This window comes from Granulicella rosea (genome assembly GCF_900188085.1).
Classification (GTDB): Bacteria; Acidobacteriota; Terriglobia; order Terriglobales; family Acidobacteriaceae; genus Edaphobacter; species Edaphobacter rosea.
The window spans coordinates 1-20,945 of sequence record NZ_FZOU01000006.1 but is presented as its reverse complement, the minus strand read 5'-3'; the positions used below and the strand labels follow the sequence as shown (position 1 = coordinate 20,945).

Here is a 20,945-nt window from a genome sequence, read left to right as displayed (position 1 = left end):
TCGCTGCGCTCGGGATGACAACCGTCTTGCGGGGTCGAATGATGCGCCGTCATTTCGACTTGCTACTCCTTCTGCTTCGGCTTCGCGCGGAGCAGGAACGTAAACGAGAAGCCGGCGGTGTCGATCTTGTTGCGCAGGCTCCGGTTGTAGAAGCCGGAAAGCGTGATGTGCCGCTGGAGCGGGATGTCGAGCGAGGTGCTGAAGCCGTTGTCCTCGGCGGCGCCGGTGTTGGTGGCGGTGGTGACCTTCTTCTTGCCCTTGCCGGTGGTGGAGTAGATGGTGCTGGTGGTGAGGGGCAGCTCCTCGTAGGCCTCGACTTCGAAGCTGAGGTCGTGGGGAAGTTCGAAGCTGCCGCCGGCCTGGAAGTGGGCCAGCGTGCCGACCGAGACGTAGCTCTTGCGCACGCGAGCGCCGATCAGGGCGGAGGAGTCGGCGATGCCCAGCTCGATGTCCGGCGCGAAGATGCCGAACTCGTGCTCGAAGTGATTGTTGAAGTTGTAGGTCACCTGCCCGGCGCCGAGGCCGTAGTTGGTGTTGCCGGAGGGCAGACCCAACGTCGCAGAGCCGTTGTAGTCGAAGAAGTCCGGATGCGCTTCGCCGTGGACGGAGAGCGCGGTATCGCCCAGCACGCCGCGTTTGGTGGCGTAGCCGTAGATCGGCTTGGCCTTGGTGCCGGTGTTGGCGTCGACGTTGATGTAGCCGTAGATGGGCACGCCCACGTCCGCGCTGAAGAATCGGTTGAGCCGGTAGGCGACGTTCGGCGTTAGCACCGAGGACCAGCCGTTGGAGGAGTCGTGCTGGGACGATGTGCCGAGCGAGGCGTTGAAGCCCTTGACCTCGGGTATGATGCCCGCGGGGCCGGAGTCGTTGGTGCTGGCGGAGGCGGTCGTGCTGCCGGCCTCCTGCGTGGCGGGTGTCTGGGCAAAGGCGGGAGCGGCGAGAAGAAGGAAGAGCAAGCCGAGGAACGGCTTCGACGAGAACAAGAGGTGGCTCCTGAAAGAGTGCTGGACCAGCCTACGTCCGAGGGAACGAGGTTGCAAGGGAATTGATTCAAGGCGGCCGGTAGGAATTTTCTGGGAGGAGAAATGGTTGCGGGTGCGGGCGAGAAGCAGGTCCTTCGACTGCGCTGCGCTCCGCTCAGGATGACAAATCCGTGGTCAGAGCCCTACCGGAAGAGATCGTCGGTGGAGATAGGCTCCGGCGGGGCGGGGCGCAGGACGTAGGTCAGGCCGATCGAGACGGTGTCGTCGTGCAGGCGCAGGCTGCGGTTGTAGTAGGTGGCGAAGGTGGTGTGTCCGTCGAACGGAATGTCGAGCGAGGTGGTGAAGCCATTGTCCTCGGTGACGTTGTGGCCGGTGACGACGGTGGTGGTGACGTGGCGCCGCGTGGTGCTGGTGTAGATCTTCTGGTCGCCGATGGGCAGTTGTTCGTAGGCGCTGAGGTCGTAGGAGATGCCGCGCCAGAGCGGCACGCTGGCGCCGATCTGGAAGTGGGCGAGCGGGCCGAGCGAGGTGTAGTTCTTCTGCACCAGCCGGTTGGCCAGGGTGGAGGAGTCGCCGATGCCGAGTTCGAGGCTGGGGGTGACGTGGTTGAAGTTGTGTTCGAAGTGATTGGTGAGGTCGAAGGTGGCGCGTCCGCTGGTCAGGCCGAAGATCTCGTCGCCGGTGGGGGCCGTGGCGGAGACGGTGGCGAGGTAGTCGAGGCCGCGCGGGTTGAACTGGAAGTGGAAGCCGAAGATCATGTCGCCGACATCGCCGCGCAGAGGAATGAGCTGGGCGTCCGGTTTGGGATTGGGGCTGGTGCTCTCGGCCAGGCGGAACATGTAGATGGGAATGGAGATATCGGTCGAGAAGAGGCTGTTGGCGCTGAAGCCGACGGCGGGGGTGAAGATGGTCGACCAGCCGGTGGCGGAGTCGTGGACGCCCGAAAAGGTGACGCCGCCGTTGAAGCCGCGCAGCCAGGTGGGGATGCCGGGGACCTGCGGCACTTCGGAGGCCGGCGTAGCGGCGTCGCTGGCGATGGGCTGCGGCGTATGGGTGGTCGGCGTGGGGGTAAGCTGGGCGTGCGCCTGCGTCGCAGCCGGTACGCACATTGTGGCCGCTATCAATAAGAGAGACCGTAATGTGTAGAGCCGCAACGGTTTCTCCTTCAGGTTCCACGATCATGGCATCTTCAGGGTAGGATTGCCAAGTACCAACGCATGTTATCGGATGCCTGAAACCGCACACCCAGAGAGTGGCGACACGCTGACCACGCCGGCCGGTTCGAAGGCCCGCGCCGCGCGTGCGGTGGGCCACTCGATCCTGACGCGGATCGGCATCATCGTGCTGAATATGGGTACTGGTATTTTGACGGCGCGGATGCTGCATCCCGATGGACGTGGGCAGCAGGCGGCGATGACGCTGTGGCCGCTCTTCCTTGCCAATGCGACCGCGCTGGGCACGCCCAGTTCGATGATCTACCACCTGCGCCGCCGGGCGGGCGCGGCTTGGGAGCCGCTGGTAGCGAGCGGACTGGCAATGGTGACGCTGCTGGGGCTGGTCGCGGCGTTCGTCGGCGCGCTTGTGCTGCCGCACTGGCTGCATGAGTATCCGGCGGACATTGTTCGCTGGGCGCAGCTCTTTTTGCTGACGGCGCCGCTGTGGGCGGTGCAGATCACCGGGCAGTCGGCGCTCGAGGCGCTGGGGCAGTTCTCGCGCTCGAACGTCGTGCAGGTGATGATTCCGGCGACGACCCTGACCGGTTTGCTGACGTTTCTGGCGCTGGGCCGGTTCAATCCCGTCACGGCGGCGTTCTGCTATACGGTCGCGATCGTTCCGACCTCGGCGACGATCGTGGCGATGCTGTGGCGGCGGCGAACGCCGGGCGCGATCGCGCTGCGGTGGGCGGCCTGCCGGACGCTGCTGGGCTACGGCATCCGGTCCGCGCCGCTCGACCTGCTGGGGACGCTCGCGCTCTACCTCGACCAGGTGCTGGTGATCGGTTTGCTGACGCAGGCGGAGATGGGTTCGTACACGGTGGTGCTCAGCCTGTCGCGCGCGCTGCTGCTGTTTCAGGCGTCGGTGGTGATGGTGCTGTTTCCCATGGCGGCGGGCAGGGAGCGCGGGGAGATCGTCGCGATGGTCGGCGAACCGGTGCGGCTGAACACGATTCTGACCGGCGCGGCGGCGTTGACGGCGTGCGTGCTGGGGCCGCTGGCGCTGCGGCTGATGTATGGGGTGCAGTATCTCTCGGCGGTCCCGGCGCTGCGCGTGCTGGTGGCGGAGGTGGTGGTGCAGGGCGCGGTGGTGGTGATGAGCCAGGCGTTCATGGCGGCGGGGCGGCCGGGGATCGTCAGCATTCTGCAGGGCACGGGGTTGGCGCTGGCGGCGCCGCTGATGCTGGTGCTGATTCCGCGCTATGGCGTTACGGGCGCCGCGATGGCGCTGCTGTGCTCCACCTGCGCGCGGTTCGGGTTGATCTATGCGAGCTTTCCGGTGTTCCTCGGCGAGAGGCTGCCGAGGGTGGTTCCGGGAGTCGCGGACGTCAAGACTTTATGGAGGCTGATCCGCAAGCGGATTTAGGATCGGGACAGATGGCGACCATGACAGCGCGACCCACGACTCCACGCAACCCGGCGCCGATCGAGCGGCCGGACGCCGTGCGCAACCAGTGCCGGCTGATGGTCGCGGTCTTCGTCTTTGTCGTGGCCGTGGTCTGGGCGGGTGCGCCGGGCGCACTGCGTTACCTGTATCCGGCGCTGGCGCTGGCGATGGCGGTGCTGCTGTTTGTGCGTTCGCGTGCGAATTACGTCAGCTTCGTCTTCTGGCTTTATTTTCTGAGCCCGTTCCTGCGGCGGCTGGTGGATTGGCGGCTGGGATTCGAGGATGTCAGCCCGTTGCTGCTTGCGCCGGGGCTGGCGACGCTGGTCTCGGTCTACGTGCTGGCGACGCGCGGGCGGACGCTGGCCCGGCCCGGCGCGTTGACCTTCAGTTGCGCGCTGGCTGGCATCTTTTTCGGCACGATCGTCGGCCTTACGCGCTATAGTCCGGTCGATGTCGGCCGCGCGTTCTTCAACTGGGTTCCGCCGATCACCTTCGCCTTCATGCTCTACGAGGAGCGCGAGCGCTTCGCCGTCTACCGCAAGGCGATCGAGACCGCGCTGCTGTGGGGCACGATCGTCATGGGCGTGTATGGCGCGCTGCAGTTCTTCGTCCTGCCGCCGTGGGACCGGAGCTGGATGATCGGGGTCGCCTTCAACGTCTTCGGCGAGCCGGAGCCGATGCGGATGCGCGTCTTCAGCACGATGAACGCGCCTGCGACCTTTGCGACCTACACGATGGCCGGGCTGCTGATGCTCTTCAGTCTGCAGAGCCGCCTGCGCATTCCGGCCGCGGCGCTGGGCTTTGTGGCGCTGGTGCTGACGACCAGCCGCGCGTCGTGGCTGGGCCTGCTGCCGGGGCTGATCTTCCTGGCGTTCCAGATGCCGTTGAAGGTGCGGATGCGCATCTTCGCGGGCATGATCGCCTGCGTATTGCTGGCGGGCGCGTCGATGCTGATTCCGGCGGTGAACGAGATCGTCTCGTCGCGCCTGCGGACGATCTCTTCGCCGACGAGCGACGTCAGCTACCGGGCGCGCATCGTCGGGCACGAGGATGGCTTCGCCCGGCTGTCGGGCGAGCCGTTCGGCGAGGGTCTGGGCAGCATGGACGTCGACCACGCGACGGATGGGCGCGACGACCGGCTGGGTCCGCACGACAGCACGGTGCTGGAGCTGCTCTACTCGCTCGGCCTGCCGGGCACAGCGATGTACCTGCTCGGACTGGCGCTGGGTGTCGCGCGGGTGGTGCGGGTGGGTCTGCGAACGCCGTTCGCCGTGGCGATGGCGGCCATCTTCATCTCCTACTGCTCGGAGGTTCTGCTGAACAGCATCTTTCTGGGCGTGCTGGGATTCATGGTGTGGACTGCGGTGGGAATGTCGCTGGCCGAGGCTGAGCGGCAGACTCCAGGGCTCGGGGTTTAGGGCTCAGCAAGCGCGGCGGTGTAGACTTCCGCAAGTGATGACACCCGAGAGCCTTGCAGCGTTTGTGATCGCGGTCAGCTTCGCGGCTGGGCTGAATGTTTACGCCACGGTGCTGACGCTGGGCCTTCTGGCGCGGCTGCACTGGGTTGCGCTGCCGTCGGGGCTGGATGCGGTCGGTCATACGTGGGTGCTGGCGGCTGCTGCGGCGCTGTTTGCGGTGGAGTTCTTCGCGGACAAGATTCCGGCGTTCGATCTGGTCTGGAACGCGGCACACACCTTTGTCCGGCTGCCGGTGGCGGCGTTGCTGGCGTATGGCGCGACGACGCACCTGCCGCCGGAGATGCATCTGCTGGCGACGGTGCTCGGAACGGCGATTGCGACCGCCGCGCACGGCTCGAAGATCGTGGCGCGGGCCGCAGTGACGCCGAGCCCGGAGCCGATTTCGAATATCGCGCTTAGTTCGGCGGAGGATGTGGCGGCGGTTGGGCTTACGTGGACAGCCACGCATCATCCCTACGTTGGCGCGGGTGTGGCTTCGGGGCTGATGGTGGCGTGCGTGTTTGCGGGGTGGCTGGGATTTCGATTCATCCAGCGGGGCTGGCAGCGGCTTCGCGGATCGCGTTCGCTGGAAGCGAGACGGTGATCAACTACCGTCTCGCTTCCTTGGTTCTTAGTGCGCGCTGGGTGTAGCCAGCCCATTCAGCTTCGTCAGAATCTCCTGCGTCAGCGTGAGCGACGCAGCCGAGAGGTTCTCGCGCAGGTGCCCGACCGAAGACGTCCCCGGAATGAGCAGGATGTTCGGCGAGCGCTGTAGCAGCCATGCGAGCGCCACGGCCATAGGGGTGGTGTGGAGTTCGGCGGCTGCGTCGTCGAGGATCGACGACTGCAGCGGCGTGAAGCCGCCGAGCGGGAAGAAGGGCACATAGGCGATGCCGTCCTTCGCGAGGCTGTCGATCAGCGCGTCGTCCTCGCGGTGGGCGACGTTGTAGAGGTTCTGCACGCAGACGATTTTGCAGATGCTGCCTGCGTCGGCGACCTGTTTCGCGGTGACGTTGCTCAGGCCGATGTGCTTGACCAGGCCCTGCTGCTGCAGGCCGGCCAGCACGGTCAATGGCTCTTCGAGCGAACCTTCGGCCGGTCCGTGGATGCCGTGCATACTGCGCAGGTTGACCACATCCAGCGCTTCGAGGCCGAGGTTGCGCAGGTTGTCGTGGACGGCCTGGGTGAGCGCCTCGGGCGAGAAGGCCGGGTTCCACGATGCATCCGCGCCGCGACGTGCGCCGATTTTGGTGACGATGGTGAGATTGTCGGGATAGGGATGAAGCGCCTGTTTGATGATCTGGTTGGTAATGTGCGGGCCGTAGAAATCGCTGGTGTCGATGTGGTCGACGCCGCTGGCGATGGCCTCGCGCAGGACGGCGAGCGCCGCGTCCGGGTCTTTCGGCGGGCCGAAGACGCCCTTGCCTGCAAGCTGCATGGCGCCGTAGCCCATGCGTTTGACGGTGATGCCGGTTCCGGGAAAGGTGAAGTTGCCGCCGAGGTTCTGTGTAGTCATGAGATCTCTCCTGTGAGCTTCTACAGGTTAGATGAAGGAAGCTTCAGGTTCGAAGTTCGCATTTCCCGCAGGCGGCATTTCTCGCGGGGATCGGCGAAAAAATGCTGATTTCTGATGGATTGATCGCTGCGAATGGAGATTTTCAGCAAGTTGCTTCAGGTTTGATCCGCGAGCTTCAGATCTTCGTGAGCTGACAGCTATCAGCTCTTTAGCTGTCAGCTCAAGGCCTAAAGCCGTTTGCGGATGGTGCGGCGGACCGTCTCGGCGACGACGCCGAAGACGACGTGGCTGGCGATCTCGCTGTACTTTTCGCGGGTGGTCTGCTCCTCGGGCGGCGCGGAGAGGCCGAGTGCCGGCAGTGCGCTGCCGTGGGTCAGGGCAGAGAGCGTCATGCCGAAGGTAGCGCCGTCGCGGGCCGTGGCGGCGGGGTAGAACTCGGCGAGCGCGCCGTAGGCGGCGCCGGTCGCGGCGCCGAAGCTCCAGTGGATGCCCTCGGCGACTACGGTCTTGGTGTTGGGCGAGAGGTCGTGGCCGGCGATCTTCTCGGCGAGCACCTCGGGCGGCTCGGGTTCGCCGTGGGTGCGTGGCGGAAAGACCCGTTCGGCGAGCGATTTGGCGGCAGTGGCGACGAGTCCGGCGATCAGTCCCGCGGCGATGCCCTTGGCGAGCGAGCGGCCGCTCAGACCTGCAGCGGGAGCTGTCGGGGTGGTGACTTTCTTTTCTACGAATTTGAGTAGTGCGTCTTGCATATCTGTGGTCCTTCCGGTTCTCTGGCTTCGATGCGAGTTTCCGTCTGGACGGTTAGCCAATATAGGCGCTTGCTTCGGTCGAGTCCGAGCCTTCGCCGATCTTCGCGGCGCGCAGGATGAGCGTGAGGACGACGGCCACCGCAAGATTCAGCAGCAGCGCGGGCACGGCGGCGTACATGGGGTAGACCTGTCCGGCGAAGTGGATGGGGTAGACGGAGCTCTTGAGGCTCAGCGAGACGGCCATGGCGGTGCCGGTGTACATGCCGGCGGCCCAACCGGCGAGCAAGGCCCAGGGGTTGAACCAGCGGGTGAACGTGCCGCAGACGACCGAGGGGAACATCTGGCCGATCCAGATGCCGCCCAGAAGCTGCATCTCGATCGCGTAGGGCGCGGGCAGTTTCAGGACGAAGACCAGCGCGCCGAACTTGATGAAGAGCGAGACGAGCTTGGCCATGCTGGACTCCTGCCGGGGCAGCATGGGCTTGCCCGTGAACTCGCCCCACAGGTTGCGGGTGAAGAGGTTCGAGGCGGCGATGGACATGATCGCCGCCGGGACCAGCGCGCCGACCGCGATGGCCGCGAGGCAGAAGCCGGCGAACCACTCCGGGAACATCTTGAGGAAGAGCAGCGGGACGGAGGCGCTTGTGTCCTTGGTCGCAACTCCCGCTGCCAGAGCGACATAGCCCAGCAGGGCGATCAGGCCGAGCAGAAAGCTGTAAGCGGGCAGCATGGCGGCGTTGCGGCGGACGGCGTTGGCCGAACCCGCGCTGAGCACGGCGGTCGCGGTATGCGGGTAGAGCATCAGCGCGATGGCGGAGCCGATGGCGAGCGTCGCATAGGGAAGCTGCTGGCCCTGCTTCAGGTGGATGGTGCCCGGCGGAGTGTGGGTCGCGAGCGCCTGGTTGGCCAGCTCGAAGACGTGGGCGTAGCCGCCGAGTTTGTACGGGATGTAGATGAGCGCGACGAGGACCATCACGTAGAGCATGATGTCCTTGACGATGGCGATGACGGCGGGCGCGCGCAGGCCGCTGGAGTAGGTGTAGGCGGCGAGGATGATAAAGGCGGCAGCCAGCGGCCACTCCCCATGGACGCCGAGGGCGGCGATGACGACCTTCATCCCAACGAGCTGCAGGGCGATATAGGGCATCAGGGCCAGAATGCCGGTGAGGGCGATGGCGACGGTGAGCCAGCGATTGCCGTAGCGTCCGCGGACGAAGTCGGCGAAGGTGATGTAGCCGTGGCGCTGGCAGACGTTCCAAAGGCGCGGCAACACGAGCATCATGTATGGGTAAGCGATGATCGCGTAGGGCACGGCGAAGAAGCCCATCGCGCCGGCGCCGTAGAGCGCGGCTGGTACGGCGATGACGGTGTACGCGGTGTAGAGGTCGCCGCCGATGAGGAACCAGGTGATCCAGGTGCCGAAGCTGCGGCCGGCGAGACCCCACTCTTCGAGCGTATGCATGCCGGCCATCGGGCGGCGCCAGCGCGCGGCCCAGAAGCCGGCGGCGGTGACAAAGAGAAAGATGGCGCAGAAAACGAGGAGTGCGGTGGTGTGCAAGTTGGTGTCCGCCGTATACCGTTTTGTGGAGTCATCGGTATGTTAGCGCATACCCTGCATCGATCGAACACAGATCATGCAGCCTTACAAACCGGTGAGTGCTGTGCGCACTTCTATCGACTGCAATCTGAAGTTGTCGGTGAAGTGAAAGGTAAACAGAAGAGTTTTTCTAACCAGAAAATTGCTGCCCTTTACATCGGTAACTCTTGCGTAAGCAACACCCGAGGCAGAATCAAAGCTGTGCTCGATTCCGTGCTTTGTCAGCACGGCGTCCACCGTGGCAATTGGACTGTCGGCTGGCAATTCGTTACGGATCGCTCTCTCGCAATCTGCCGCGTCTATGCGGCGCGTATCGCGGAAACCTTCGAAGACAGATATTCCTATCGCAGGCAAAAGCAGGAGGACGCCTGCGCAGATCGCCGAGAAAATCAGAGTCTTCCGCGTTCGAGTCATCGTGGAGCCTCTCGATCATGGGCAAACCTACTTCAGCCCGGCGCCGCCCTCTTGCCACTCGTAGACGACGACGCCGATGTCGGAGAGGTTCTTGATGGCGGTCTCCATGTTGCGGCGCACCTCGGGCCGGGCGCTGGGCGGGATGTCGTGCGCCTCTTCGATGGCGACGACGCGTCCGTAGGGCCAGGCGGTCTGGGGGATGGCGTTCATCGCGGCGGCGAGGTCGCTGGTGCGTACGTTCAGGTCTTGGCGGCGGGCGCCGACGGGGCGCAGCAGGCCACCCTGGCCGAGGTCGCTGGTGTTGGCGTCGGCGAGCGTGACGTGCAGGGTGACCATGCGGCCCTGGATGGTCAGGTAGGGGTTCTCCCAGCTCGTGAGCGACTTGACGGCGAGGTAGCGGGTCTTCGACGGCGGTGGAATGTGGTCCATCTCCTGGCGCACCTCGTTCAACTGCGCGGGGCTCATGGACATGAAGCCGCCGGAGGCTGCGCCGGCGGAGACGTTCGTACAGCCGGTGAGCGCGGAGAGCAGGAGGGTGGGGAGAAGAAGGATGGCGGGTTTCACAGTTCTTAGGATATCAAGAGAAGCGTGAAATTCCTCGGAGTGTGAGAGTCGGGGATGGGTGGAGGAAAGACAAAAGCAGATTCCCTTCGGGAATGACAAACAAAGAGAGGCAATGACCGGCAGCCTAACGGCCGACCCAGACCGGTTTGCGCTTTTCGAGGAAGGCGGCTGTGCCTTCGCGTTTGTCGTCCGTGCCGCAGAGGCGGCCGAAGATCTCCGCTTCGAGAGCGAGGGCATCGAGGAGCGGTCGTTCGGCGCCGAAGCGGACGGCTTCGATGCAGGCGGCGACGGCCAGCGGCGCCTGCGCGGCGATGGCGGCTGCGAGCGTCTGGGCGCGGGGCAGCAGCTCGGCGGCTGGCAGCACCTCGTCGACCAGGCCGAGCCGCAGGGCTTCGGCGGCGGTGATCATCTCGCCGGTGAGCATCATCTTCAGTGCGGCGGAGTGGCCGATGAGCCGCGGCAGAAGCTGGCTGCCGCCCCATCCGGGCAGCACGCCGAGCTTGATCTCGGGCTGGCCTAGCTTTGCGGTGTCGGCTGCGAGCCGGAGGGTGCAGGCGAGCGCCAGCTCGCAGCCGCCGCCGAGCGCGAAGCCGTTGATGGCGGCGATGACGGGCTTGGTGGAGGTGTGGATCTCGCGAAAGATGCTCTGCACGCGGCGGGCGAGCTGTTCGCCGGAGCTGGCGTCGGTTTGGGCGAGCTCGCGGATGTCCGCGCCGGCGGCGAAGGCCTTTTCACCCGCGCCGGTGATGACGATGACGCGGACCTCGGGATCGAGAATGAAGCCGGTGAAGAGCTCGGAGAGTTCGCCGAGAAGTTGCGCGTTCAGGGCGTTGAGCGACTGCGGGCGGTTCAGGGTGATGGTGGCTACGTTCGCCTCCACTTGGTGGAGCAGGGTTTCGCAGGGCATGCTTGCCTCGTTTGGGTGTGGCGGCGATGCGGACAAAATACAGGGGTCCTTCACTACGTTCAGGATGACGGAACGATGTGGCGGGTCGAGCAAACTGCGTGACGCTTTCAGACGATACAATAGAGAGCTATGGTCAAGGGAATCACGTTCGTGCAGGCGGTTGGGCCGTCTGAAGAGTTTACGCGGTTGAGCGGTCTCCTGGGCGCTTTGGGGTTCGAGCCGGGCAAGGGTTGGCAGGATGACGAAGGCCGGGGCGCGGCGTTTCTCGCGCCGGTCGGCAACCTGGAGCTGGTGACGGGCCGCGCGCCGGCGGTTCCGCCGCTGCTGGTCGAGGTGACGCAGTTGGACCATGTCCACGCGGCGGTCGAGAGCTGGATCAAGGAAAGTTTTCCGGCGGAGCAGGCTTCGAGCCGTCTTTCGGCGGTCGAGGGCACGCACTGGAACTCGCGGCTGTTCACGGTGGAGCTGTCTCCGGCGCTGAAGGTTGGGTTCTGGCAGTCGGAGAATCCGCTGCATGGGCAGGTCGCGGCGATCGAGGGCGATCTTTCCGCCGTCGGGATGCGGTTCGCGGTAGTGACGACGCGCTGGAACACCGTGATCACGGACCGTCTGCTGCAGGGCTCGCTCGATTGCCTGAAGCGCAGCGGCGCGGCTTCGGCCGATATCGAGGTGGTCCGGGTGCCGGGCGCGTGGGAGGTTCCAAACGCCGCGCGCACGCTGGCGGAGTCGGGCCGGTTCGACGCGATCGTGACGCTGGGCTGCCTGTTGCGTGGCGAGACGGCGCACTATGAGGCGATTTATAACGAGGTCGCGCGTGGCATTGGGCAGTCGCAGCAGGAGACCGGCGTGCCGCATGCCTTCGGCGTGCTGACGTGCGAGACGCTCGAACAGGCGCTGGACCGGGCTGGGCTGAAGGCCGGCAACAAGGGATTTGAGGCCGCAAGCGCGGCCATCGAGATGGTCTCGATCAAGAGAAAGATAGCGGTGAAAATTTAATTATGGGTACTCGCCGCAAATCGCGTGAGTTGACGATGCAGATGTTGTTTCAGGGTGACCTTGGCAAGCAGACGCCGGTGGAGGTGCAGAAGCTGTTCTGGGCCTCGCGCGACGATGTGGACGAGGAGACGCGCGGGTTTGCCGAGGATCTTTATCGCGTGGCGACGAGCCGGCAGGTGGAGATCGACGCGCTCATCGAAAAGCACGCCAAGAACTGGCGGCTGGAGCGGATGCCGGTAGTGGACCGCAACCTGCTGCGCGCGGCGGTGGCGGAGATGATCGGTTTCCCGAAGACGCCGTCGCCGGTGATCATCAACGAAAGCCTGGAGGTCGCGAAGCGGTATGCGGCGCCGGAGTCGATTCAGTTTCTGAACGGCGTGCTGGATGCGATTGCGCAGGAGCAGTTGAAGCAAAGGCTTGGGTAAGGGTTCAGGCAGTGGAAGGCAAAAGCAGATCCTCTACGAGGATGACAAACAGACAAAGCAAAGGCTCTCCGCGATGGAGAGCCTTTGCTTTTGCTTTCTATACCCTGAACCCTGCGCCTGCACCCTTAGTTGGTGGACTTGCGTGGGCGCTGTACCAGCAGATTCGGCGTGGCGTAGCCGGTTCCAGTCAGCGGGGTCAGGAGGGGGTTGATGGTTTTGCTGTCGGTAAAGCCGGCCGCGCCGCGGGTGAGCAGGTGGACCAGGTTGTCGCCGGTGGTTCCGAGGTAGAGGGTCTGGTCGTCTGCCGCGAGTACGCCGGCGACCGGCGCGATCGGAGCCGCCGAGCCGGTGGTCGTGGCAAGCGGCACATCCGTCAGTGTGGAGGTCGCGAGCGTATACTGCGGCACAACCGCGCCCGCTCCCGTGTAGGTGACGAAGCCGAAGGCCGAGTCCGAAGTTGCCAGCACGCCGGTAATGGAGGTAGCCGTGGCGCCCAGTGCAACCGGATTGTTCGGAGCGGTCGTGAAGGTCTGGTTCGTCAGCAGGTTGAGGGGGCATGAGTTGGCGGGCAAACCGGACGACGGAACGGTCACGACAAGGTCGTTGAAGTTGCCGGTCGTCGCGCTGGCGCCGAGGATGTGCTTGCCATCGTTCGTGGCGGCGATGCGGTCGGTGACGACGGGCGTGGTGCTCGCCTGCGGGTAGAAGGTGTTGGTGGTGGTCTGCTGGCCGTTTGCGCCGGTGACCGTCGTGTACAAGGGGCAGTTGGTGCGCGCGGTGGTCGTGCTGCCGGCGAAGTACGCGCCCTGGCTGGGCACGGTGACGGCGACGTCGACCGAGCTGTCGGTGAAGGTCCGCCAGCCGAGGAAGGCGGAGTGGACGAGCAACTGACCGGTGGAGGTCGTGATGTAGACGGTGTTGCTGTCCGGCGTCCACTGGGCGCGGGTGCCGACGCCGCCGATCTCGGTCGAGACCGAGCCGGACGAGCCGTAAAGGTAGGTCAGATTATGTACGGGATCGGCGATGACGACGGTGCTGCTATCGGGCGATACGGAGAGCACCTTGCCCGGGACGGTGTTGTTTTCACTCGCCAGGGTCGAGGTCGAGGCGTTGAAGACCATCAGCTCGGTCGTCGTACCCATGTAGATGGTCGAAAGATCCTGGCTGATCACCATGGAGTTCGGCGCGTAGGGCAGGCGCACGGGCGAACCCAGCAGGTTGGTCGTGAAGTCGACCGGAACAATGTACTGCGAACCCGTGCTGGCGATGTAGAGCACCGTGCTGTTCGTGCCGGGCGAGGTGATCTTGACGCTGTTCGAGGTGACCGTCTTTCCGGTGCCGAAGAGGCTGATCTGATTGAAAGGCGAGGTGTTGCAGCTCGGCGGCTGGCAGATGGCGGTGATCGACGCCGAACCGGGGAAGGTGGGGGTGATGGCCACGGCGCCGGCGATGGTGGTCGGCGTGGTGGAGACATACTCGAGCGTGAGGTTGGTCAGCGGCGCGCCGAGCGTGTCGACGACGGTAGCCTGCAGGTTCTCGGTCGTGTTCTGGTTGATGCTGGCCGAGGTGGTGGTGGTGCCGGCGATCGCAAGTGAGATGGACGCGGGCGGGCAGACCGAGTAGAGACCGGCCGAGCTGGACGACTGCGAGGTGTTCGCATTGATGATCGTCGTGCCGGGCTGGAGCGCGGTGGCGACGCCGGCCTGGGTGACGGTCGCGATGGTCGAGGTCTGGGGCGAGAAGGTCAGCGGGCCGACCAGGCAGCTGATGTTGTTCGAAGCGATCGTGGGGTCGGTGCCCTGATAGACGCGCGCCGCGAGCTGCGACTGGTTGCCCTGCGAGACGCAGGCATTGCCGAGATAGAACGCCGGCGTGGGATTCGTGGGAACGGCGGCGGTGGAGCAACCGTTCGAGGTCGTCGCATCGAGCACGCAGTTGCTGGCCGGATCGGTGACGCAGTTCGACGAGGGTGCGCCCAGAACGATGCTGGTGACGATGGGGTGGACGTAGACCGCGATGGGGTTCGAGGTGACGCCGTCGGCGCTGGCCGTGACGTACGCCGTACCCACTTTGCCGGTGATGTTGCAGGTGGTGTAGTCCGCGACGCCTGCGCCGGAGTTCTTGTTCCAGGTTCCGCCGCAGAGCGCGCCCGTGGTGGGGTTCACGTCGAGCAGGGTCAGGGTGCTGTCGCTGGAGCCGTACTTGTAGTTGCTGATGCTGACGCTGTTGCCCTTACAGTCGGTCGCCGACGGCGAACTGACCTGCCCGATGGCGCCCTCGTTGAGCGAGATGCCGGTCAGTCGCGGCTGCAAGGTCAGGGTCGTGGCCTGGCCGACGACGACACCGGAGTCGCTTCCGTTGCAGTACGTGGTGACGGTCTTTTTCGCACAGCCCGAGATCGAGACACCGAAAGGAATCGTGAAGAACAACAGAACGGCTAACGTGATAAAACGACGCATCGAACCTCCCCGTTTCACCGCGAATCGCGTTACCCCTGGGTAGGTCTGGGCAGGAATCCGGCAGAAACGGTCATACCTTCTAAAAATCGTAGCTTTCGCAACCTTGAGTCTAAAAGTTCGCGGTGGCATAAGCAAATAAAGACAGGGAATAGGGAATGGGGCTACGGGACGATCGGCCCAACACCGCATCTGTGGGACTGTCCAAAACGGCAAAAGGGAAGCGAAATCGTCCGATTTCGCCTCCCTTTTGTCGTTCCCTCGACTCTGCTGCCCTATTCCCTGCTCTTCGGCATCTCGCGTTCGAACCAGTCCACGATGCGCTCGTTGCGATCCTGAACGTGGGCGGGATCGACGAATCCGTGGCCCTCGTTCGGGTAGATGACGAGCTGGGTTTTGACGCCTTCGGCGCGCAGGGCGTGCCAGAACTCGAACGACTGCGGCGCGGGACACTCGCCGTCACGGTCGCCGACGAGCACGAGCGTGGGCGTCTTCGCATTGTGGATGTAGCTGATTGCGGAGGACTTGGCGTAAACCGCCGGATCGTCGTAGACGGTCTTGCCGAAGAACGGCAGCATCCACTGGTCGATGGAGTTTTCGCCGTAGTAGCTCTGCCAGTTGGCGATGCCGGCTCCGGCGACCGCCGCCTTGAAGCGGTTGGTCTGGGTGACGGCGAACATGGTCATGAAGCCGCCGTAGCTCCAGCCGGTCAGGCCTTCGCGGTTCTTGTCGACCGAAACCTTCTTCTCGATGACGTCCATGCCGGCGAGGATGTCGCGCAGATCGCCATAGCCGAAGTCCTTGATGTTGGCCTGGGTGAACCTCTCCCCCTGGCCGTAGCTGCCGCGCGGGTTCGGCGAGAAGACGAAGTAGCCGAGCGCGGAGTAGAGCGCGCCGCCGCCGGCCCAGGTGCTGCCGATCGACGCCGAAGGGCCGCCGTGGACGCTGACGATCATGGGGTACTTCTTCTTCGCGTCGTAGTTGACCGGGTACATCAGCCAGCCCTGGACGTGGAAGCCCTCATTCTCCCACTCGATGGATTCGGACTTGCCCCAGGTGGGCTTCAGCCCGTCGTTGAGGTGGGTGAGCTGCTTCAGTCCGTTGAGCGGGCCGGCGAAGACCTCGGGGGCCTGGTTGAAGCCGCTCTCGATGAGCGCGAGGTTTGGGCCGTTCTTGGCGCCGGAGATGGCGCCCTTGATGCCGCCGGAGCGGACGGACTGGTCGAAGGTCTGGCTGAAGGCCGGGTCTTCGGCTTTGGTGTCGATGTTGTAGAGGAAGAGATGGTTCTTGCCGCGGACGTCCTCGTTGATGCCAAGGGTGTGGACGTCCTCCCAGGCGAACCAGACCGGGGTGGCGGGGCGGTTGGGGGTGAGATTCTTCGGTTCGGCGTGGCCGCTCGCTGGGATGAGGTAGATGTCGCCGCCTGTAGAGCCCTGGTCGGACATGAGGCCGCCGATGAAGGCGATGGATTTGCCGTCGGGCGAGAAGCGGGGAACGGCGAGTTGCAGGCCGTGCATGGGGCCGGGTGTGGTGTTGGGGTCGAAGACCGACTTCGGCTGCGCGCCGGCGACCGCGGGCTGGGTATAGAGCTGCGCGATCCACCAGGTGTTCTCGCCAGGAGGCGCGGCGGCTGTATAGACGATGGACTTCGAGTCGGGCGACCAGCCGAATTCATAGCAGTGGAGCGTCGCGGGGGTGACCTGCGTCAGCTTGCCGTCCGCGACGCTGACGGTGGCGATGCGCTGGATCTCGACGCCATCCTCGCCGACGACGCCGGACCACGGCTTCATCGCGGCGAGCGCGCCGGCGTTGCGGCTGGCGTTCTCGACGAAGAGGAAGGCGAGCGACTTGCCGTCGGGCGACCAGGCGACATCCTGAAAGAGGCCGGAGAGGTGGGTGAGCTGCTTCGACTCACCGCTGGCTTTGTTCCAGAGGAAGATCTGTTCCTGTCCGGGCTTCTCCTCTTTACTGGTGCAGGTGGAGGTGTAGGCGAGCCATACGCCGTCGGGCGACCAGATGGGCTCGGCGTTGGCGCAGGCGGTCGCGCCGCTGGGGGTGACGATCTTCTCCTTGGCCGGGTCGGGGTTGGCGACGGAGGTGAGATGAATCTGCGTCCCTTCGGCAGCACGCGCGGTCCAGGCGACCGTGGCGCCGTCGGGCGAGATGGCAGCCCAACTGGGCGACTTCACCTTGCGCATGGCGGCGGAGATGCCGGCGATGCGCGGGTCCGGATGGGCCAGCGGCGTCATGGGGGCGGGGTTGCCGGACTGGGCCTGCCCGGCGATGCAGGCAAAGGCGAGCGTGATGGAGGCGGCGGCGCGGAAGGTCGCGGAAAAAGTCATGTGGCCAGATTACATGGGGCGCTCGCGGTTGGGTTGCACCAAAAGTGGTGAAGAGGTATGAATTTGCTGAGAGTTTCTTGACTCTCACCTGCTTTCTTGGTATTTTCAGAAGGTTGGAATGCAGCATTGAAACCTCTCCTGCCGAATATCGCTCAATCCGAGGGATTCGTTCGTTTGGAGACGGCAAGCTGCGCTACACTTAGAAGTAGAGATTTCGTATCACGTTGCGGGCTTCTCGGAATGAATTGACTTCGAGCGGCGGAATCCGCAAACCCTTCGCAAACGCGACTGCGCCACCCTTCACCCGAATGGGCTATGCGGTCGGGAACAGCGAAACGGAGCCGGCTGGGCCTTCTGCTGAAAAGCGAATGACCTGGAGTTCGGTCACCGTCGACTGTATTTCGTCTGAATGTGTTTCACAGACGTACAGCTTGGGAAAAACTTTGTATGAGGCGCTCCAGCGTCCTCACTTTTTGGCGTGTACGCGTATCGCGCATGTGTCCAGAAGGCAAAGTGGCCCCAGGTTTTGCGCCTGAAGGTTTTTGAGCGCAACACCCCTGCCCCGGGGAGATCGGGGTGGGATTTCAAGGAGTTCGAGTGCCTACGTTCCATCAGCTCGTCAAGCAGGGCCGCACGCCCACACGTTACAAGACTGCCAGCCCCGCGCTCCAGGGTTCTCCCCAGCGCCGTGGCGTCTGCACCCGCGTCTACACACAGACCCCCAAGAAGCCGAACTCGGCTCTCCGCAAGGTTGCGCGTGTTCGCCTCACCAATGGGATCGAAGTCACGACCTACATCCCGGGTATCGGCCACAATCTGCAGGAGCACTCGATCGTGCTGATCCGCGGCGGCCGTGTGAAGGATCTGCCGGGTGTGCGTTACCACGTCGTTCGTGGAACGCTGGACTCGGTTGGCGTCGCCAAGCGGATGCAGAGCCGTTCCAAGTACGGAGCGAAGCGTCCGAAGGCCGGTGCGGCCGCATCTGGCAAGAAGTAGTTTTGTGGCCTGCGCCTCGGTTTCGAGTGCGCAGGCTGAGCAATTTAGGTTCAGCGGCTTGAGATGTCTACGGCCCTGAAGGAAGACGAGCCCGAAGAGGGCAAGAAGGATTTTGCAAAGTGCCTAGAAAAGGTTATATCGCGAAGCGTGAAGTTGCCCCGGATCCGGTGTACAACTCCACCCTGGTAACGAAGTTCGTGAACAGCATGATGTGGGGCGGCAAGAAGTCGACCGCGCAGGGCATCTTCTACACCGCCATGACCAACCTGGAGCAGAAGGGTGGCGACGAGGCTCTGAAGCTGTTCAAGAAGGCGATCGAAAACTGCAAGCCGCTTCTGGAAGTGAAGTCCCGCCGCGTCGGCGGAGCCAACTACCAGGTGCCGATCGAAGTCCTGCCCGAGCGTCGCACGTCGCTCGCCATTCGCTGGCTCGTGACCTACGGTCGCGCCCGTGGCGAGAAGGGCATGGTCGACAAGCTCACCGCGGAGCTGCTCGATGCCGCCAACGGCCGCGGCGCCGCGATGAAGAAGAAGGAAGACGTCCACCGTATGGCCGAGGCCAACAAGGCCTTCGCGCACTACCGCTGGTAGTTTGCACGGAATAGGGCTCAGGGCTGGGAACTGAAAAGTTCGCCCTGAGCCCGCAAGTTTGGGTGAAGGTTTACCGCAGGCAGAGCCTGCAGAGAAGAGATACACAGTGGCACGCACTATACCTCTCAATCGTTGCCGGAACATCGGAATCATGGCGCACATCGACGCCGGTAAGACAACGACGACCGAGCGCATCCTCTTCTATACGGGCATCACGCACCGTATCGGCGAGGTGCACGAGGGCACTGCGACCATGGACTGGATGGAGCAGGAGCAGGAGCGCGGCATCACGATTACCTCGGCCGCGACGACCTGCACCTGGAAGAACATCCGCATCAACATCATCGATACCCCCGGCCACGTGGACTTCACCGCGGAAGTCGAGCGTTCGCTGCGCGTGCTCGACGGCGCCGTCGCCTGCTTCGACGCGGTTGCCGGTGTGCAGCCCCAGTCGGAGACGGTGTGGCGCCAGGCCGACAAGTACAAGGTTCCGCGCGTCTGCTTCATCAACAAGATGGATAAGGCCGGCGCTGACGCCGTGTACGCGACCTCGACCATCGTCGACCGTCTCGGCGCGCGCGCTGTGCCGATCAATATTCAGATCGGCGCCGAGGCGAAGTTTCTGGGCGTGATCGACCTCGTCCAGATGAAGGCCATTCTGTGGCACGACGAGACGATGGGCGCCGAGTACTCGGTCGAAGAGATTCCCGAGGCGTTGCTCGAGACCGCCAAGAAGGCTCGCGCGTACCTGATCGAGGCAGTTGCCGACTCCGACGACGAGATTATGAACATGTACCTCGAGGGCGAGGAGCCCAGCGAGGCGCAGCTCAAGGCCGGCATTCGCAAGGCGACCATCGCGATGAACATCTTCCCGGTGCTCTGCGGTTCGTCGTTCAAGAATAAGGGTGTGCAGACGCTGCTCGATGCGGTCGTCGACTACCTGCCGAGCCCGCTGGACATTCCTCCCATGGTCGGCCACAATCCCGACAACATGGAAGAGGAGATCATCCGGACCCCCGAAGACTCGCAGCCTCTGTCGGCTCTCGGCTTCAAGATCATGACGGACCCGTTCGTCGGTCAGTTGATCTTCATCCGCGTGTATTCGGGCGTGCTGAAGACCGGCGACTCGGTGTTGAATCCGCGTACGCGCAAAACCGAGCGTATCGGCCGTCTGCTGAAGATGCACGCCAACAAGCGTGAAGAGATTACGGAGGTTCTGGCGGGCGATATCTGCGCCGCCGTAGGCCTCAAGAACCTCATCACCGGCGACACGATCTGCAACGAGAAGAACCCGGTTGTGCTCGAGTCGATCGACTTCCCGAAGCCAGTGATCGAGGTTGCGGTGGAGCCGAAGACCAAGGCCGACCAGGAGAAGATGGGCATGGCCCTCGCCAAGCTGGCGCAGGAAGATCCCACCTTCAACGTGCGCACGGACATCGATTCGGGCCAGACGATCATCGCCGGAATGGGCGAGCTTCACCTGGAGATCATCGTCGACCGCATGATGCGCGAGTACAAGGTCGAGGCGAACGTCGGTAAGCCGCAGGTGAACTACCGCGAGACGATCCGTGGCGCTGGCGAGGCCGAGGGCAAGTACATCCGTCAGACCGGTGGTTCGGGTAACTACGGACACGCGAAGATTCGCATCTCGCCGAACGAGCCGGGCAAGGGATACGAGTTCTCGAACGACACCAAGGGCGGCACGATTCCCAAGGAGTACATCAAGCCGATCGACCAGGGTATCCAGGAAGCCATGCAGGGCGGCGTTCTGGCCGGCTACGAGATGGTCGATATCAAGGTCTCGCTCTACGACGGCAGCTACCACGACGTCGACTCGAACGAAATGGCGTTCAAGATCGCCGGTTCGATGGCGTTCAAGGAAGCGGCCCGCAAGGCGAAGCCGGTTCTGCTGGAGCCTGTGATGGCAGTCGAAGTGACCGTTCCCGAGGACTACATGGGCACGATCATCGGCGACCTGAACAGCCGCCGCGGCCGCATCGAGGGTATGGAGATGGTGGGCAACACGCAGGCCATCCGCGCTTCGGTGCCGCTCTCGACGATGTTCGGTTACGCCACGCACATGCGCGGCGCCACCCAGGGACGCGCGAACTACTCGATGCAGTTCAAGCAGTACGAAGAGGCTCCGCGGTCGGTCTCGGAAGAGATCATCGCCAAGGTGCAGGGCAAGGAAAGCAAGTAACTTCGGCCTGCGAACAGGATTTGTAACGAATTCAGCAATAGACGATTTTGAGGAGATAGCAACATGGGCAAGGAAAAGTTTGACCGGTCTAAGCCGCACGTAAACATCGGAACCGTTGGTCACATCGACCATGGCAAGACGACGCTGACGGC

General features: G+C 64.0%; 19 protein-coding genes. 9 read left to right on the top strand and 10 right to left on the bottom strand.

Annotated features, from left to right (window positions below; translation table 11 throughout):
• Positions 1-62: 62 nt before the first annotated feature.
• Positions 63-983, bottom strand: a complete 921-nt coding sequence (locus tag CHB87_RS15550; RefSeq protein ID WP_089409368.1) for a hypothetical protein — start codon at positions 981-983, stop codon at positions 63-65.
• A gap of 182 nt (positions 984-1,165) precedes the next feature.
• A complete protein-coding gene (locus CHB87_RS15545; RefSeq protein WP_089409367.1) occupies positions 1,166-2,092 on the bottom strand; it encodes a hypothetical protein in 927 nt (308 codons plus the stop codon).
• A gap of 118 nt (positions 2,093-2,210) precedes the next feature.
• Here CHB87_RS15545 and CHB87_RS15540 point away from each other — a divergent pair, with 118 nt between their 5' ends.
• From CHB87_RS15540 to CHB87_RS15530, 3 genes are read left to right on the top strand one after another with little or no spacing between them, the layout of a single operon-like run.
• Positions 2,211-3,563 carry a lipopolysaccharide biosynthesis protein gene (locus tag CHB87_RS15540; protein WP_089409366.1) on the top strand — a complete coding sequence of 451 codons (1,353 nt, stop codon included), beginning with the start codon at positions 2,211-2,213 and terminating at the stop codon, positions 3,561-3,563.
• A gap of 11 nt (positions 3,564-3,574) precedes the next feature.
• Entirely contained in the window at positions 3,575-5,002 is a 1,428-nt protein-coding gene (locus CHB87_RS15535) for an O-antigen ligase family protein (RefSeq protein ID WP_089409365.1), read from the top strand.
• 37 nt (positions 5,003-5,039) lie between these two features.
• On the top strand, positions 5,040-5,645 hold the full coding sequence (locus tag CHB87_RS15530; protein WP_089409364.1) for a DUF4126 domain-containing protein: 606 nt from the start codon (positions 5,040-5,042) through the stop codon (positions 5,643-5,645).
• 27 nt (positions 5,646-5,672) lie between these two features.
• Here the strand turns inward: CHB87_RS15530 and CHB87_RS15525 are convergent, their stop codons facing one another.
• The 6 genes from CHB87_RS15525 to CHB87_RS15500 all read right to left on the bottom strand — a co-directional run bounded on the left by CHB87_RS15525 (position 5,673) and on the right by CHB87_RS15500 (position 10,788).
• Positions 5,673-6,557, bottom strand: coding sequence for an aldo/keto reductase family oxidoreductase (locus CHB87_RS15525; RefSeq protein WP_089409363.1), 885 nt, complete (start codon positions 6,555-6,557; stop codon positions 5,673-5,675).
• Between the two features lie 227 nt (positions 6,558-6,784).
• Entirely contained in the window at positions 6,785-7,306 is a 522-nt protein-coding gene (locus tag CHB87_RS15520) for a DUF1440 domain-containing protein (RefSeq protein WP_089409362.1), read from the bottom strand.
• 52 nt (positions 7,307-7,358) lie between these two features.
• A complete protein-coding gene (gene mctP, locus CHB87_RS15515) occupies positions 7,359-8,864 on the bottom strand; it encodes a monocarboxylate uptake permease MctP (protein WP_089409361.1) in 1,506 nt (501 codons plus the stop codon).
• Positions 8,865-8,948: 84 nt separating this feature from the next.
• Positions 8,949-9,317: a hypothetical protein gene (locus CHB87_RS15510; protein WP_089409360.1), complete on the bottom strand. Its 369-nt coding sequence runs from the start codon at positions 9,315-9,317 to the stop codon at positions 8,949-8,951.
• 27 nt (positions 9,318-9,344) lie between these two features.
• The gene (locus CHB87_RS15505) at positions 9,345-9,881 is read right to left on the bottom strand and encodes a hypothetical protein (protein WP_089409359.1); all 537 of its coding nucleotides are present in this window, start codon (positions 9,879-9,881) and stop codon (positions 9,345-9,347) included.
• 124 nt (positions 9,882-10,005) lie between these two features.
• Complete coding sequence (locus CHB87_RS15500; RefSeq protein WP_089409358.1) at positions 10,006-10,788, bottom strand: enoyl-CoA hydratase/isomerase family protein; 783 nt, start codon at positions 10,786-10,788, stop codon at positions 10,006-10,008.
• A gap of 129 nt (positions 10,789-10,917) precedes the next feature.
• Between CHB87_RS15500 and ribH the strand changes: the two genes are divergently transcribed.
• Positions 10,918-11,784, top strand: coding sequence for a 6,7-dimethyl-8-ribityllumazine synthase (gene ribH / locus CHB87_RS22645; protein ID WP_089409357.1), 867 nt, complete (start codon positions 10,918-10,920; stop codon positions 11,782-11,784).
• Positions 11,785-11,786: 2 nt separating this feature from the next.
• A complete protein-coding gene (nusB, locus tag CHB87_RS15490) occupies positions 11,787-12,209 on the top strand; it encodes a transcription antitermination factor NusB (RefSeq protein ID WP_089409356.1) in 423 nt (140 codons plus the stop codon).
• A gap of 125 nt (positions 12,210-12,334) precedes the next feature.
• Here nusB and CHB87_RS15485 read toward each other — a convergent pair whose 3' ends face one another.
• The gene (locus CHB87_RS15485) at positions 12,335-14,668 is read right to left on the bottom strand and encodes a hypothetical protein (protein WP_142988375.1); all 2,334 of its coding nucleotides are present in this window, start codon (positions 14,666-14,668) and stop codon (positions 12,335-12,337) included.
• A gap of 272 nt (positions 14,669-14,940) precedes the next feature.
• A complete protein-coding gene (locus tag CHB87_RS15480; RefSeq protein ID WP_089409354.1) occupies positions 14,941-17,007 on the bottom strand; it encodes an alpha/beta hydrolase family protein in 2,067 nt (688 codons plus the stop codon).
• Positions 17,008-17,604: 597 nt separating this feature from the next.
• On the opposite strand from CHB87_RS15480, the gene rpsL reads away from it, so the two are divergent.
• The 4 genes from rpsL to CHB87_RS21990 form a co-directional block, all read left to right on the top strand.
• Positions 17,605-18,003, top strand: a complete 399-nt coding sequence (rpsL, locus tag CHB87_RS15475) for a 30S ribosomal protein S12 (RefSeq protein ID WP_089409353.1) — start codon at positions 17,605-17,607, stop codon at positions 18,001-18,003.
• Positions 18,004-18,122: 119 nt separating this feature from the next.
• Positions 18,123-18,593, top strand: a complete 471-nt coding sequence (rpsG, locus tag CHB87_RS15470; RefSeq protein WP_089409352.1) for a 30S ribosomal protein S7 — start codon at positions 18,123-18,125, stop codon at positions 18,591-18,593.
• 106 nt (positions 18,594-18,699) lie between these two features.
• Positions 18,700-20,793, top strand: coding sequence for an elongation factor G (fusA, locus tag CHB87_RS15465; RefSeq protein WP_089409351.1), 2,094 nt, complete (start codon positions 18,700-18,702; stop codon positions 20,791-20,793).
• 63 nt (positions 20,794-20,856) lie between these two features.
• Positions 20,857-20,945: GTP-binding protein (locus tag CHB87_RS21990; protein ID WP_142988399.1), on the top strand; the 89-nt coding region annotated here is incomplete at its 3' end.

What these genes read in the sequence shown, in the direction of transcription:
- CHB87_RS15545 (WP_089409367.1), bottom strand. Translation starts at nt 2,092, where the DNA reads ATGTGCGTACCGGCTGCGACGCAGGCGCACGCCCAGCTTACCCCCACG.
- CHB87_RS15540 (WP_089409366.1), top strand. Translation starts at nt 2,211, where the DNA reads ATGCCTGAAACCGCACACCCAGAGAGTGGCGACACGCTGACCACGCCG.
- CHB87_RS15535 (WP_089409365.1), top strand. Translation starts at nt 3,575, where the DNA reads ATGGCGACCATGACAGCGCGACCCACGACTCCACGCAACCCGGCGCCG.
- CHB87_RS15530 (WP_089409364.1), top strand. Translation starts at nt 5,040, where the DNA reads ATGACACCCGAGAGCCTTGCAGCGTTTGTGATCGCGGTCAGCTTCGCG.
- CHB87_RS15525 (WP_089409363.1), bottom strand. Translation starts at nt 6,557, where the DNA reads ATGACTACACAGAACCTCGGCGGCAACTTCACCTTTCCCGGAACCGGC.
- CHB87_RS15520 (WP_089409362.1), bottom strand. Translation starts at nt 7,306, where the DNA reads ATGCAAGACGCACTACTCAAATTCGTAGAAAAGAAAGTCACCACCCCG.
- CHB87_RS15510 (WP_089409360.1), bottom strand. Translation starts at nt 9,317, where the DNA reads ATGACTCGAACGCGGAAGACTCTGATTTTCTCGGCGATCTGCGCAGGC.
- CHB87_RS15500 (WP_089409358.1), bottom strand. Translation starts at nt 10,788, where the DNA reads ATGCCCTGCGAAACCCTGCTCCACCAAGTGGAGGCGAACGTAGCCACC.
- ribH (WP_089409357.1), top strand. Translation starts at nt 10,918, where the DNA reads ATGGTCAAGGGAATCACGTTCGTGCAGGCGGTTGGGCCGTCTGAAGAG.
- nusB (WP_089409356.1), top strand. Translation starts at nt 11,787, where the DNA reads ATGGGTACTCGCCGCAAATCGCGTGAGTTGACGATGCAGATGTTGTTT.
- CHB87_RS15485 (WP_142988375.1), bottom strand. Translation starts at nt 14,668, where the DNA reads ATGCGTCGTTTTATCACGTTAGCCGTTCTGTTGTTCTTCACGATTCCT.
- CHB87_RS15480 (WP_089409354.1), bottom strand. Translation starts at nt 17,007, where the DNA reads ATGACTTTTTCCGCGACCTTCCGCGCCGCCGCCTCCATCACGCTCGCC.